9 protein-coding genes and 1 pseudogene are annotated in these 15,074 nt (G+C 45.6%); 3 read left to right on the top strand and 7 right to left on the bottom strand.

Annotated features, from left to right (window positions below; all coding sequences use genetic code 11):
* The first annotated feature begins 169 nt into the window (after window positions 1-169).
* The 3 genes and pseudogenes from DA100_RS19450 (at window position 170) to DA100_RS19440 (ending at window position 4,680) form a co-directional block, all read left to right on the top strand.
* Window positions 170-1,917: pseudogene (locus DA100_RS19450) on the top strand (formate--tetrahydrofolate ligase).
* A 146-nt stretch (window positions 1,918-2,063) separates the two neighbouring features.
* Window positions 2,064-3,953 carry a DUF294 nucleotidyltransferase-like domain-containing protein gene (locus DA100_RS19445; protein ID WP_138973641.1) on the top strand — a complete coding sequence of 630 codons (1,890 nt, stop codon included), beginning with the start codon at window positions 2,064-2,066 and terminating at the stop codon, window positions 3,951-3,953.
* 7 nt (window positions 3,954-3,960) lie between these two features.
* Complete coding sequence (locus DA100_RS19440) at window positions 3,961-4,680, top strand: 3'-5' exonuclease (protein ID WP_138973640.1); 720 nt, start codon at window positions 3,961-3,963, stop codon at window positions 4,678-4,680.
* A 122-nt stretch (window positions 4,681-4,802) separates the two neighbouring features.
* Here the strand turns inward: DA100_RS19440 and DA100_RS19435 are convergent, their stop codons facing one another.
* From DA100_RS19435 to DA100_RS19405, 7 genes are all read right to left on the bottom strand, one after another.
* Window positions 4,803-5,801, bottom strand: coding sequence for a sel1 repeat family protein (locus DA100_RS19435; protein ID WP_138973639.1), 999 nt, complete (start codon window positions 5,799-5,801; stop codon window positions 4,803-4,805).
* Window positions 5,802-5,860: 59 nt separating this feature from the next.
* Window positions 5,861-6,862, bottom strand: coding sequence for a sel1 repeat family protein (locus DA100_RS19430; RefSeq protein WP_138973638.1), 1,002 nt, complete (start codon window positions 6,860-6,862; stop codon window positions 5,861-5,863).
* A 64-nt stretch (window positions 6,863-6,926) separates the two neighbouring features.
* The gene (locus DA100_RS19425; protein WP_138973637.1) at window positions 6,927-7,931 is read right to left on the bottom strand and encodes a sel1 repeat family protein; all 1,005 of its coding nucleotides are present in this window, start codon (window positions 7,929-7,931) and stop codon (window positions 6,927-6,929) included.
* A gap of 3 nt (window positions 7,932-7,934) precedes the next feature.
* A complete protein-coding gene (locus DA100_RS19420) occupies window positions 7,935-11,504 on the bottom strand; it encodes a LysM domain-containing protein (protein WP_138973636.1) in 3,570 nt (1,189 codons plus the stop codon).
* Entirely contained in the window at window positions 11,501-12,022 is a 522-nt protein-coding gene (locus tag DA100_RS19415; protein WP_138973635.1) for a DUF4123 domain-containing protein, read from the bottom strand. Before DA100_RS19415 ends, DA100_RS19420 begins: the two co-directional genes overlap by 4 nt.
* Complete coding sequence (locus DA100_RS19410; RefSeq protein ID WP_138973634.1) at window positions 12,009-14,117, bottom strand: type VI secretion system tip protein VgrG; 2,109 nt, start codon at window positions 14,115-14,117, stop codon at window positions 12,009-12,011. Before DA100_RS19410 ends, DA100_RS19415 begins: the two co-directional genes overlap by 14 nt.
* 122 nt (window positions 14,118-14,239) lie before the next feature.
* Window positions 14,240-14,758 (bottom strand): Hcp family type VI secretion system effector, encoded by a 519-nt coding sequence (locus DA100_RS19405; protein ID WP_138972011.1) that lies wholly within the window; start codon window positions 14,756-14,758, stop codon window positions 14,240-14,242.
* Window positions 14,759-15,074: the final 316 nt, after the last annotated feature.

Below are 15,074 nucleotides of genomic sequence, written 5' to 3'. Positions count from 1 at the left end.
TCAGAAGACAGGCCTTTTTTTAGTTAGCACGGTGGCACACATTTATTCATCACTCAATATCAGTTAAAATATGCAAAATCTAAAAATGCTGCTTTCTACGTTATATTTATCGAAACCTTGTAACAAGTAGCCACATCCCGACTTAAACTAGGTCCACATAGAGGATTTTATGCTACCTGACATCGAAATCTGCCGCACTACTCCGTTACTTCCTATAAGCAAAGTTGCACAGCGAGCTGGACTGAAAGCCGATGAGTACCAAAGCCAAGGTGAACATAAGGCAAAAGTCAGTTTATCTAGCCTAAAACGCCTTGTATCTAAGAAGACGGGTAAACTGATTGTCGTCACCGCTATCACCCCAACGCCACTTGGCGAAGGTAAGACTGTCACGACCATTGGACTTGCCCAAGGCTTGGCTCAACTTAATCATTCAGCAATGGCGTGTATCAGGCAGCCTTCTATGGGCCTGTTTTTGGCGTCAAGGGCGGGGCTGCGGGAGGCGGCTATTCGCAAGTTGCTCCCATGGAAGAGTTGAATCTCCACCTCACAGGAGATATTCACGCGGTCACGGCGGCGCATAACTTAGCCGCTGCTGCCATCGATGCTCGCATTTATCATGAGCAAAGACTGGGATACGAAGATTTCGAACAACGCAGTGGTTTGAAAGCATTAAAAATCGATCCTCAAAATGTGGTTTGGAAAAGGGTCATGGATCACAACGACCGAGCGTTACGCATGGTAACTGTGGGTCAAAATGAAGCTGGGAAAAACATTAATGGATTTGAGCGCTGCGATGGATTTGATATTTCAGCAGCCTCAGAGTTAATGGCCATTCTCGCCTTAGCCAGTGATTTAAAAGATCTTCGTTCACGTATTGGTCGAATCGTCGTCGCCTATGATTTGTCTGGTCAACCGGTGACGACAGAAGATCTACAAGTAGCGGGCGCAATGGCAGTGAGCATGAAAGAAGCCATCGAACCCACCTTGATGCAAACTCTAGAGGGGGTCCCGACTCTCATTCATGCAGGGCCATTTGCTAACATCGCCCACGGTAACTCGTCAATCATTGCGGATAATATCGCTACAAAGCTGGCACAATTTACGGTCACTGAAGGCGGTTTTGGCTCGGATATGGGCTTTGAAAAAGCCTGTAACATTAAAGCGCAGGTTGCCAACAAATCTCCTGATTGCGCAGTTATCGTCACGACGCTTCGCGGCCTTAAAGCTAACTCAGGTCAGTATGATCTAAAACCAGGCCAAGCGATTCCACAGAGCCTTTACAGTGACGATCAAGACGCGCTCCTTGCTGGTTTCGAAAACTTGAAATGGCATATTAATAATGTCAATAAATACGGTATTCCGGCCGTAGTTGCCATTAATCGCTTTCCTCAGGATAGTGACTCCGAATTACTAACGCTAAAAGCCATGGTGGAAGCGTTGCCAAATGACGTACAAGTTGCCGTCAGTGAAGGTTTTAGCAAAGGTGGTGCGGGCACGCTAGAGTTAGCCCATAAAGTGATCCACCAGTGCGAGAAGCCATCCCACTTCTCTCCTTTATACCGTTTTGAACAAACCACTGAAGAGAAACTTATGGCCGTCGCCGAAGTTGGCTATGGTGCAACGAGGCTACTACTGAGTGACGTCGCCAAGCAGCAGTTGGCTCAACTCAAAGCACACGGACTTGATGACCTTGCCGTTTGTTTGGCAAAAACGCCACTTTCGATCTCGACGGATTCAAGTGTTAAAGGCGCCCCCGATAATTTTGATGTCCTCGTAAGGGAACTGAAACTGTGCGCAGGAGCGGGCTTTATTTATGCCCTATGTGGCAACGTGATGACGATGCCAGGCCTTCCGGAAAAACCGGCATTTATGAATCTCGACCTTGATGAAAATGGTCACATTATTGGATTAAGCTAAACGGGCGTAGTCCCTGCCCACTTCACACTCTAAGGCTAAGTTATTCAATCTTAGCCTTTTTTCTTTAATGTATTGGCCTCACTCCATGAAGTTCGCTTGAAGATCATGTACCATTAACTCATCACTCTCAAAGATTGGACGTATTCATGGAAGCAGAACTACTGGAAATTAAGAACTTCCTTTCTCAATACCCTCCATTTGATGAGCTCGAAGATGAAGTCCTCAGCTACGTCACTCAACATATCGAAATCTCTTACTATCGAGAGGATACCCCCATCATTCACTTTGGTGATGAAATCCATGATCTTTACATGGTACGCAGTGGGGTGGTTGAAATATATCGACGCAAAGGTGAGCTCTACAACCGAATTGATGAAGGTGCAGTATTCGGTCAGATGGGACTACTGACCAACAATAAGGTTCGCTTCCCAGCGAAAGCCATCAAAGACACCCTACTCTACTGTATTCCAGAAGCGGTCTTTCAGCACTTGTATGAGCAGCACGAAGCCTTTGCAGACTTTGTCGAAGTAGAAGATAACGCACGCCTGAGGCAGACCGTCTCAAACAGTAAAGAGCAAAACGATCTTACTACATCAAAGGTAAGAAACTTGCTTAACAGCATCGCACCAACGATTCATAAGACGGAATCAATCCAGAATGCAGCGATAAAAATGGCAGAAGACAATGTCTCTTCGCTGCTAATTATTGATCCCGAAGTGGCTGAGGATGATGATGACGACAACAGCCCTTTAGTTGGAATCATTACTGATAGAGACTTATGTACCCGCGTGCTAGCTCAAGGGCTCAACCCCAACGACGACGTTGCTAGCGTAATGACGACTGAAGTCATCTCACTTGATCACAACGCCTATGTCTACGAAGCGATGCTGACGATGTTGCGATACAACGTTCATCATCTTCCTGTCCTCAAGGACAAGCAGCCCATTGGCGTCATCGAAGCAACGGATATTGTTCGTTACGAATCGCAAAATTCACTTCTGTTGGTCAGCAGTATCTTCCAGCAACAATCGATTGATGAACTCTCGGTATTATCTGAGCAAGTGAAAGACAGCTTTGTTCGCCTCGTCAATGAAGACGCAAACTCTCACATGGTTGGCAGTGCGATGTCCGTAATTGGACGTAGCTTTAAACAGCGTATTATCGAACTTGTAGAGCAAGAATTAGGTGAGCCACCGATACCCTATTGCTTTGTGGCTCTAGGCTCAATGGGGCGCGATGAGCAACTGCTCGTCACTGACCAAGATAACGCTATCATCCTCGATAACACCTTCGTCAAAGAGAAACATGACGGCTACTTTGCGCAACTGGCAAACCGTGTATGTGAAGGATTGGATAAATGTGGCTACAGTTACTGTACTGGCGATATCATGGCAACGAATCCAGACTGGCGTATGACTCGAACCGAATGGGAAGAGTGCTTTGCGGATTGGATAGATGACCCCAACCCTAAAGCGTTACTCAACGCTTCGATTTTCTTTGACCTTGATGGTGTATATGGACGTCTAAAATGGGCGGAACAGCTCAGCGGTTTTATTGTACGTAGAGCACGTAGAAACAATCGTTTCCTTGCCTGTTTAGCCCGCAATGCAATGAATCGAACTCCTCCGCTGGGCTTCTTTAAGAGTTTTGTGATGGAAAAAGATGGCCAACACAAAAATTCAATCAACCTTAAACGACGTGGCACCGCGCCGTTAGCGGATCTTATTCGCGTCCATGCCCTCGCCGTCGGCTCGCGGTCAAAGAATTCGTTTGAACGTCTGGATGACATCCATGAGGCGGGTATTTTACCTAAAGGCAAAGCGAGAGACCTCCGTGATGCACTTGAGTTTATCTCCATCGTTCGTATTCGCCACCAAGCGCTGGACGTCGAAAATGAAATCGAGCCAGACAACAACATTGAACCAGAAAACTTATCGGATTTTGAGCGCCGTAACCTCAAGGACGCATTCCAAATTCTAAGCAATGCTCAGAACTTCCTTAAGTTCCGTTATCAAGCCAGTAATAACTTTAAGTGAGGTGACGATGCTTAACAAAATCATATCTCCCCCTTCGATCGACTGGCCGGCAAAGTTTGCTCAAAAATTGCGCACGACAACAACCGCTGCTTTACAACAGTACTATACGGCTGGGGTTCCGTTGCCCAATACACCATTGGAAGAAATTACATTTCTGGCGATGGACTTTGAAACCACAGGCTTAAACTCCGACCAAGATGACATTATTACCATCGGAACCGTTCCCTTTAACTTGAATCGCATTTTTATAAATCAAGCGAAGCATTGGACGGTTAAACCTCGTAAGCAGTTAGCGCAAGAATCGGTCGTCATCCATGGAATCACCCACTCTGACGTTCTTGATGCACCTGATCTATCTGTCATCTATGACCAGATCTTGGCACAGATGGAAGGGAAAATAGTGGTGGTTCACTACCAGCGTATTGAACGTGAGTTTTTCGATAAAGCTCTGATGGCTCGAATTAACGAAGGAATAGAATTTCCCGCGGTAGATACCATGCAGATTGAAACTCTCCTACAGAAAAAGCTTGCTGGTGGGATAGTCAACAAACTCAAGGGTCGCAAACCAGCGTCAGTCAGGCTCGGAGCGAGTCGAACCCGCTATGGTTTGCCTCAATACACACCCCATCATGCCCTTACCGATGCCGTTGCAACAGCGGAGTTGCTACAAGCACAGATTGCCCATCACTATCAGTCAGATATGCCGATCAGCCAGTTGTGGATTTGATCTTCTACGGGTCTATACAATCACAAAGCGGCCCAAATCAAGGACCGTTCGTATAACTAAAACTCGCGACCCTGTTTTCGTTCCAAACACGAGTTAACTTCACTGAGTGGCTTTTACGGTAACTAGAAAAGCTCTAAAGACGTTTCATCTAAGAACATGTTTGGCGTAATGTCTTTAACAAACTCTGCCACTTGCTTGTCTAATTCAGCTTGTTCTTCTTTAGTGATGAGTGTTTTAAACACAGGGCGACCTTCTTCATCTGCTAATGGGTACCCATATTCGTCAAGTATATGCTCTTCTGTTATGAGATCTGCCGGTGTCTCTTCGCCACCCAAAGCACCAGATAAGCGATTATAGTAATAGGCTTTCTTAACGTCTGGGTGAATGAAAGTCTGCCCTAAACTATCCTTTTTCCCTTGAGAGTAGGCATAGTAGAAGCTGGTTGCAGCAGCGTAACCCAGTTTGATTGCTTTGTTGTTCCATTTGAAAGCCTCGTCCAATGTCTCAGGCTCTAAGAGGTAATAATATAAAGACTGCATCGCAGGGGCGTAGCCTTGGTTGGCTGCGAGTTTTAGGTATTTTATTTTTTCTTCAGTCGATTCCCAAACCACGCTAGAATTTAAAAACCTATACCCATCATTAGGTATAGCTCTGGAGTATATTTCCCTATATTTCTTATATTTATAGATGGGGACTATTTCCCACCAAGGTTTACCTCGTAGAATTAGTTGGTACATTGCTTTTCCATTCCCTTGGGATGCTTGTTTTTCCCATTGGGGAATGGCTTTATCTGTCCAAGCTTCATCACATGGCCATCCAAGATACTTACAAGGGCTATTGCCATTTCCCGCCAATACGTCCATAGCCCAAGGGTCGCCCATATTGGCGGCTTTTAAAAAGGTCTGCCCCGCTTCAAACTGCTGGCGGTTTTTATACTGTGTAACACCTAGCCAGTAAGTCGCGTACGCACTGCCTTGGTCTGATTGTTGTTGAAAAATCTGCTCGGCTTGTGGGTACTGTTTTTGGTTAAACAGTCGGATTCCTTGTTCAACAGGTGTCATCGCCCACACGTTGCTGCTGCAAACGACGAGGAGAATAAAGATTGATACACATTTTTTCATGGTTTATCTCTTATGGTAGTCAGTAACAAAGCCGCTTCAATGAGCGGCTTTGTGGGGGACTAAAAGAGCTCTAAAGAGGTTTCATCTAAGAACATGTTTGGCGTAATATCTTTAACAAACTCTTCCACTTGCTTATCTAATTCAGCTTGTTCTTCTTTAGTGATGAGTACTTCAAACACCGGCCTACCATTTTCATCAACGACAGGGCGCTGATCTTTTACGCGCATCCTTTCGGTAATTCTTAAATCATCCTCTTTCTCGCCGCCTAAAGCTCCCGATATCTTATTGTAGTAATAGGCTTTTTTAACATCAGGATGAATAAATGTATTTCCTGAACTATCTTTTTTCCCTTGAGAATAGGCATGGTAGAGACTGGTTGCAGCATCAGGGTAGCCCAGTTTGATTGCTTTGATGTTCCACTTTAGCGCTTCATCCAAAGTCTCAGGCTTCAAAAAAAAGTAGTACAAGGACAGCATCGCGGGGGCGTGGCCCTGGTTGGCTGCGAGTTTTAGATACGGTAATTTGTCTTCAAACGATGCCCAGTATGTATTGTAATCGAGGAATTGATAACCACCATTGGGAATTGCATTGCTAACCAATTCTTTGTATTTAGTCTGGCGATAATAAGGGATATATTCCCACCACTCTCTTTTGGTTATTTTTAGGGCAAAAGCAGCCTTTCCATCGCCATTTTGGGCGAGTTCTTTCCATCCTTGTTGAGCTTTAGGGAGCCACTTTTCATCACAAGGCCAACCAAGGTAGCTACATGGTGTATTTACATATAACTTACCTCCTCCCATAACACCCATTGCCCAAGGGTCACCCATTTGGGCTGCTTTTAAAAAGGTTTGCCCCGCTTCAAACTGCTGACGATTTTTATACTGTGCCATCGCAAGCCAAAATGTCGCGTAAGCACTGCCTTGGTTTGATTGTTGTTGAAAAATCTGCTCAGCTTGTGGGTACTGTTTTTGGTTAAACAGTCGGATCCCTTGTTCAACAGGTGTCATCGCCCACAGCTTACCACTGCACAAGAGTAGGAAAATAAATAACGTTTGTTTCATGGTTTATCTCTTATGGTAGTCAGTAACAAAGCCGCTTCAATGAGCGGCTTTGTGGGGGGGGGGACTAAAAGAGTTCTAAAGACGTTTCATCTAAGAACATGTTTGGCGTAATGTCTTTAACAAACTCTGCCACTTGCTTGTCTAATTCAGCTTGTTCTTCTTTAGTGATGAGTGTTTTAAACACAGGGCGGCCTTCTTCATCTGCTAATGGTGAGCCATATTCATCATATACATGTTCCTGTGTAATTGAGTAAGCCTTTTTCTCTTCCCCCCCTAATGCGCCAGATAAGCGATTGTAGTAATAGGTTTTTTTAACATCACGTTGGATGATTATGTTGCCATTACTATCTTTTTTACCTTGAGAATAGGCATAGTAGAGACTGGTTGCAGCATCAGCGTAACCCAATTTGATTGCTTTGAGGTTCCACTTTAGCGCTTCATCCAAAGTCTCAGGCTCCAACAAAAAGTAATACAAGGACAGCATCGCGGGGGCGTAGCCTTGGTTGGCTGCGATTTTTAGGTATTTTATTTTTTCCTCTACATCCTTCCAATACGAACTGTATTTTAGAAATCCGTAACCTTGATTATTAATTGCTACTTCATAGATCTCTCGGTGTCTTTTGTACTTATAAATAGGAATAAACTCCCACCATTTTATTTGCTTAATTGCGAGGGCGAACATAGCTTTTCCATTTTCGTTAGCGGCTTGTTTTTCCCAGCCATCTATAGCTTTAGATTTCCAACTAGGGTCACATGGCCAACCTAAATAACTACAAGGGCTATTTCCGTTAAGCTCTTTTCCTGCTAATACGCCCATAGCCCATGGGTCGCCCATATTGGCGGCTTTTAAAAAGGTCTGCCCCGCTTCAAACTGCTGGCGGTTTTTATACTGTGTGACACCTAGCCAGTATGTCGCGTAAGCACTGCCTTGGTCTGATTGTTGTTGAAAAATCTGCTCGGCTTGTGGGTACTGTTTTTGGTTAAACAGTCGGATCCCTTGTTCAACAGGTGTTATTGCCCACAGCTTACCGCTGCACAAGAGCAGGAAAATAAATAACGTTTTTTTCATGGTTTATCTCTCTGGTAACCAATTACTTAGCTGATAGCCGCGCAGTTTAAATTGTTCAAGTTGTTCGATATCATCCTCAGGGAGCACCGCATATTCCGTTTTCATTCGCGCTCGGGCTGGGTACGATTTTTCTAGGATTTTATGTTCCTTAGTTAACCAGTGAATGTACTCGCGCAAGTCTGCGTAATCATCGTCTAATGTTTCCATGTATCTGTTTTTATTTGTATCATTTGGATTTTCATAAGGCTGTGAAAAGGCCTTGTTAAAAAAATCTCTTAAGCTCAGGACATTTTTGGCGTAGCGTTGCCATTGCTCTGCTTTATTAAGCTCAGTGGGGTGTGGTAAGCCCATACGTTGCAGGGCATTTTCAAAGCGCTTGATTTGCCCTGTATCGGCTCGGTTTGCTCCTAACCAATTGAGTATTTGATTGATCGCTTTGCGCTGATTTTGATTTCTGGTGGCGGCTTCTAATTGCTTATCTTCTATGTAGCCTATGCCCAAACTAAACTCGGGTATTGAGTTGTAATTTATCAACACCGACAATAACTTAGCCAATGTTTCCGCAGGCATATTGGTGATCCACTGCTGATTTTCTTGTTGGTGCTCTTTTGAAAGCAAAAAGTTAGCCACAAAGTAGGCACTTTCTTGGTCGGTGGCTTGCTTCTCCATATCATCAATGATGTTAAATGGCAGCATCATCACTTGGCCAATGGTTAAGCCAAAGGCAGCGGCGACCGTCAGCACTTTATTGAATTCGGCAAAACTGTTGACTTTGCCTGACTCATCGAAAAACTCAAATCGCTGAAACCCTTTATTATTCATCACGCCAAGCAGCGCAGCAAAGAAGTCATCTGCGGCTTTCGGGTTCAGTTCAGTGGCAAATTTCCCACCGAATCCTACCCCAGCCGTGGCCGCCATCGCCGTAATAAAGATAAAACGGCCGTTATTGAACGTGCACTGGAATACACCATCATACCCAATCCCCGCCGAGACTTTAAAGTCAGAACTGACTTTAAACAGGTTTTGTGTTGCGCTTTTTTGATCTTTTGCCCAATCTAGCTTACAGCTCAGAGTGCCCCCCGCTTCCAAACCAGCAAAGGCTTTTGCTTGCGCAGTAGCTCCTGCCGCAAGGGGACTGTTTCGGTTGCCTTCCTGCCCTAAGCCGGACACATTGTAATTGGTATAGTCACTTCTGCTTGGTACTGTTCCTTTGATGCCGAGAGGGCGAACTTCTTGCTCTCCTGAAGATTCTTCCATATTGCCGATGTGTATTTGCGTGGCAACTTTTAAGCTTGCTGCGAGCACACCATAGACTTTACCTTCAAATTCAAGCACAGCAGAGCCAATGTTTTCTGTATGTCGTTTTTGGTTACCACGGGTACGATAAGGGATATCCAATGCCATGCCGCCGCTGGCTGGCAGCCTGAGTTTTATCTTTTGCTCTGCACTGGCGAGAGAAAAATCGCTTTGAAACTCGGCTTTTAATGTGCCTTTGTGGAAGGTGTCTTGGTCAATAGCGGTACTGGCACTGTAAGCAAAACGAGCAAATTGCGCTCCTCCGCTGGTTTCTGTCATTGCGCTAATACCAAACGTTTCATTTTGGTACTCTTTGCTACTCCAAGGGAAAATAACATCGCTAATATTCGCCCAGTTAATCGATTTTTCAAATTTTAAAGAGCGAAGAACAGCGTCAGAAGAGCCACCAAGTGCCTGCTCAAAGGCTTTAGATAGTGACTCTTTTTGTCGGCTGACAGACGTTGCTAAATTTAGGTTAACAATGGAAGTGCATTTTTTGTTATCGGCTACATCGTGCGACAGTACCGGACTATCGGAAAGGATATATAGCAGCTTATCTGGCTTGGAAGAGAGTGCACACTCAACAATCGTCCTTTGGTTCGCTCCGTTGTTGGCATAGATATGGTTGTCTAAGTTTTTCGGTTTCCATAGTGCTTCATTGAGCACCACACGCCGATCCGAGGCTTCTTGTGTTGGAACGTCACCAACAAAGGTAATGGAGGTTCTCTGGTAATCAAAGTAAGGATTGTTGGCGCGGCTTTGCGCGGTGACCAGTAAAGCGTCGCAACGTTCTTGGGCCTTTTCAGCAAACACAAATAGCCGCTTAACGTAATTGCTGTAGTTTTCGTTTTGCCCAAATCGTTCAGAGAAATCTCGAATACGAACCGCGACTTCCTGAAGTAAAACGAGGTTCAATATATAGGCACTGTAGTAACCGAGCTCGCTGTGAATAGGCGTCTCTCTATTGAGCTTCTCTAAGCCAAGGAGCAATTTGTCGATGCTTGGACGATGGTTCTCAAGGTGCTGGCGAAGAAACTCGACATTTTGCCAACCTTGAAAGAGTTGCTGTTCGCTTAGGCACTGTTCTTTTATGTATGTTCCGGTCTGATTTAAACGATGCACAGCCGCAAAAAAGTGGCGGTATTTAATGTTGTTTTGGTTATTCGCGGTAAAGAACGCCAATGGTTTCCATTCTATTCGCTGGCTATTGAGTTTTGTTAGAACAGAATGAGCGTGTGTGACCCAGTAGTCATAGCCGTTGTAAGCCTCTTCCAGCGAAGGAATTTTGCTGTTGGTTTTTAGATCTTTACTATTAAGAGAGTCATCCAATCCAATCGATTTTCTCTCTTTATGAAGGGTTGCCAACGCGTCGTAAATTTGCAGTTCGACATTAGAGCTATAGAATCCATGCTGCTTTGAAAACTTATATGTATGGCCTTTATCGTTAATGGTAGTTTTGGCTGCATGACCGATGGCTTGTTGCTCAAACTTATTGATCGCTTCATCCAGGTCTTCGATCAGTTCTTGCTGTAACTTACGTAATTGTTTGACCCTGAGTGATTGGGCGCCTTCAATCGCATCTTGCTTGAGCATCACTTCGCCAAACGCCCCCTGTATAGGGACGAGGCTACCGATTGCTTCGCTTTCGATTTTCTCAATGGCTTTAGAGTAAGTCTGTTCGATACGATCAATATCGGCCGTTACGTTGATGAGATTAATCTCTATATCATCATCTGGGAAAGTTAGCTCATTATGGTTGTAGGCTTTGTGCAATGCGGCTCTCTCTAGCAGTGCCTTACGATAGGCCGCGGCTTTTGGGGCGCTAATCTGGTTTAGGAACACTTCATGGGTAATGCTGTTGAATTGATCCATTACACCTAGTTTGGTCAACTGTGCGAGCACCGTTTGTTTATCGCCATTTAATGCTTGTTGGCAACGCTCATTATCTTCGGTGACGTATTTTTTTGCCTCTTCTGTTAAGAGTATTAGCATTTGTTTTTTTGTGTGTGGGTGCTCAGGGACATAAAGAGCATCGACATATTTGGGGGTGGAGCATTGAGTGAGTATTAACTGGTTGTTTGAAAAGGTTTGTTTTTCTGCACGTTCACCTGAAGTGTTATCGATTTCTTCGGGCAGAATTAGCTTGTTACCATCGAAAATTAGGTCGATATCTTTAATCTGCTGAGCGTTAAGTTGGTGCAATGTTGCCACTTCGGTATTGTAGTATTTGGCAAGCTGAGAGAGGGTTTCTCCTCGTCGTATCACGTGTGTTTTCATGCGAGTAATTCCTTGACGAGTTTGGTCGTAATAAGAGTATTTGAGGCGTGGCTGTTTTGACTCTCCACGCTGTCTAATGAATAGCGGTTCGACACTAAAGGGGATAAATGTGCACAGTGAGCGAGTCCCAAAATACCATCAATCTCATTTTGTTCTCCATACTGAGCAATCTTGGCAAAGGTGGAGGGGGAGTAGAATCTCAGCAGGTATAACCGCCCGTTTTCACTCGTCACCGTGATGTTTTTTTGCAGAGACGCCATCGCTTGATCTGGGGTAACTTGTTGTGAAAAAGTGAAAACGACGCCACTAGTCGCCCACTCAGAGTCTGTTTCCCATCTTTGCCAAATCGCGCTTTTAGGCGCTACTCGGATACAAATAGGACTTAAATCTATCTGATGCTGCCAGTTTGTGCCTAAGTACAGCGGAAACCACTGTTGTTCATTTTCAGCGCATACTTTTTTTGCGTCTGGCACTCGAATGGTATCCAGAATTAGGTAGCTATAATTATTCGACTTCATGATTTGTACACTCACAATTTGTTTTAGCGCAGCTGCCATCTGTGCGTTTTTGGCATAACTCAGCTCCAGAGATATCGAGAGTTGCTAGCGTAGTTAGCAAGCTCGACATCGTGGATGTTGTCGGTGCCGCCAAAAGCGGCTCCGGTGCTTGCTGCAAGTCTAATCCCATTGGGAGTGCGGCTTTTAGTCCTCCGTAGCCACTGCCACTGCCTGGACTACCACCGGAGTTTATATTGATTTTCGCGCCAACTAGGCTAACGCTAGAAGCATCCATTTTGATAAAACTGCCACCGGCTTTTAGGGTTAGCTCTGCCCCCGCTTCGATAACTATTTTGAGACCAGCGTTAAGGTGAACTTCATTACCTACCTCTATCGCGTAGATTTCTCCCACTTTTTGGTGGAAGCTCCCTTTCACAATCGAGGTGGCATCTTGTTTGACCAAAGTGCGGCTTTCACCCTCCACGGTGAGGTTGTGGTGGTTTTTAATCTGAGTGAAGTGGTCGTTATCGATTGTGATATGTTGGTCGTGCTTGACATGAGTGGTCATATCATTCAGCACTATCGAGTCAAAATCCTTCTGCGCATGAAGATAGACTTGCTCTTGGTCTGCTTGGTCTTCAAAACTCAGTTCGTTAAAGCCTTGTCCTTGGTGGGTCTCACTGCGCAGGACGGTTTTGGTTTTGTTCTTGGGCAGTACATAAGGTGGTTTATTGACTGCATGATAGGTGCGCCCCGTGATGATGGGCTGATCAGGGTCACCATTAAGAAATGAGACAATCACTTCGTGACCAATGCGAGGCAAAGCGACCATGCCATATTGGCTGCCCGCCCAACCTTGAGAGACTCGCACCCAACATGAACGATGTTCAGGGTTTCTCTCTTCGCGATCCCAGTGGAAATGGACTTTCACGCGACCATGTTCGTCACAGAAGATTTCCTCTCCCTCAGGGCCGACGACGGTGGCGATCATGGGGCCATCGACTCTAGGTTTGGTCTCGGGCTGCGCTTGCCAATTGAGATGAGCTGGGATGGCTTGCCATTGGTTGGCGTAGGTCGTCTTGCCTTGAGTGCCCTCTTCCTCGAGTGCTTGAGCCTGTTCGCCTTGGTGATTGACTTGAACCAGCAGCCAAGGGCGGTTAAAGGATGTGTTGAGGTGGTCACTCAAGGTAAATTTATACCCTGAACGGAGCAAAAATTCGTTGCTTTTGCCTTTGGCTAACAGGGCGTCACGGCGCAGATAACTCAAGCGAGTGCGGGTGAAGGCGATGCCATTTGGGTCATCTTTGTAGCGACCTGGCGCATCAAAGTGCACGTAAGTGGGTTGTTGATAATCCATCTCCGTGCCGTGAGCCAATTGGCTAAAGGAATAAGCCGGGTTTTTAAAGCTGTAGTCTTTGAGTTCTACCTCACTGACGTGGGCCTTGGATTGATAAGAAAAATCTTGGATATAGGGCACATCGCTGACACCACCCGCTAACCCGTTGTACGGAATAGGCTGAGGTAAGGAGGGCAGCAGCACAGTGGCATCACTGAACAGCAAGGTGTGTTTTCCGGCTTCATGAATAAAGCTGTAGACCATGCCTTCTTCCGCGGCGAGGCGGTGGAGAAAGTCGAGGTCACTTTCACGGTATTGGACACAAAACTCACGTTGAGCAGGCTCGCGTTGCAGTGAAAAGGCATAGTCATGAATGCCCATCTCCTGCAATAGCGTCTCGATGATGTCAGGTGTGGTCTTATGTTGGAAAATCCGGCTGTTGTGGCGCAGCGAGAGACGTTCCAGCGCAGGTACCAGCGTCAAGGCATAGCGAGTATGGTGATGACCAATGTCACCCTGCGTGAACGCGCGGGCTATCCCATGTACGCGCTGCACCAACACTTGGTTGCGGTACATGCGCAGCTCGACCTGCCGATCCACCACTTGGTCTGCGGTTAAGTCATGCCGACGGCTGGCTAAGGTGATTTGATAACAAAAACCGTAACAAGGTCGATGATGAAACACGCTGGCAGACAAGGACTCTTGCCCATCGAACTGAGTCACAACCAAGGCATCATCGCCGAGTCCTTCTATATCTATGGTGTACGCCAATGTCGCCATACGTCTCTCCTATCGTTAACACCAAGCACAAAAACCTTAAATACAAATTACCGCGACAACGGTAATTTGGGGTTAAGGCTTTCAGGAGGCTTCCTGTAGGAAGCCTCTGAAAATCAAAGTGATTAAGCTTCGATAGGTTTACGCCAATCGTCTGAACCAGACGTACCTGCGTTGACGTGATCCCAAGTGATCTTACGGTACGACATTGAGACCGTTAGATTTTGCGTGAAGTCGGACATCGACGGATCTTGACAGTGTGGCATCTCACACTGGATATCGACGATAGACGCGTTTTCTAGCTTAGTGGTGAAGAAGTTCTCTTGTTTGCCTTCGATAGAAGTGCGGTACCATTTAAGCTCGACGTTCTTCATCTTCTCACCAGAAGAAAGCGCGTTGTACAGCAGTGGTACGGCTTTGTTGAGAGTGACAGTAAACTTGAAAGGTTTATGGACGCGTTGACCAGAAGGTTGACCAGATTGTGGATCGGTCGGAACCGAAATGACGTGGTCAAACTTCTGAACCAGCATCTCGTCTTCGTGACCTTCTACATAAGAGTCACCGATAGAGTCAGCCGTACAGGCGCCCGCCGTGATCAGACCCTGAGTTTCACCGTCGATAGAAATATAACATGGAGTTGGCATAGTAAAATCCTTAGAGGTTGTGTGTAATAACACTTACTCTTAGTCAAAAAGCGTGCCAAAATGAAAATGTATATATTTCAACAATTTAAGCATTTGTTAATATACAAGCTGAGCAACTTTTTGCTCGAATCGAGCAAGATCTTGCTCAGGTCGAGCAAAAAGTTGCCCGGAAGCAAGAAATGCACCGAGGAGACTGTGAACCATCACAAATGATGAAAAATCAGAAAATACCCCACTGCTACAGAGGGGTCGTTCGCAACAGTAAGGTTTGCTATCCAGTGCGTTGCGAACACGTTAAGTGATAGGAGCTGGCCCA

This window comes from Vibrio sp. Hep-1b-8 (assembly GCF_006124995.1).
Classification (GTDB): domain Bacteria; phylum Pseudomonadota; class Gammaproteobacteria; order Enterobacterales; family Vibrionaceae; genus Vibrio.
Note: the sequence above shows the minus strand (reverse complement) of the source record. Positions and strands in the feature narration are given on the sequence as shown.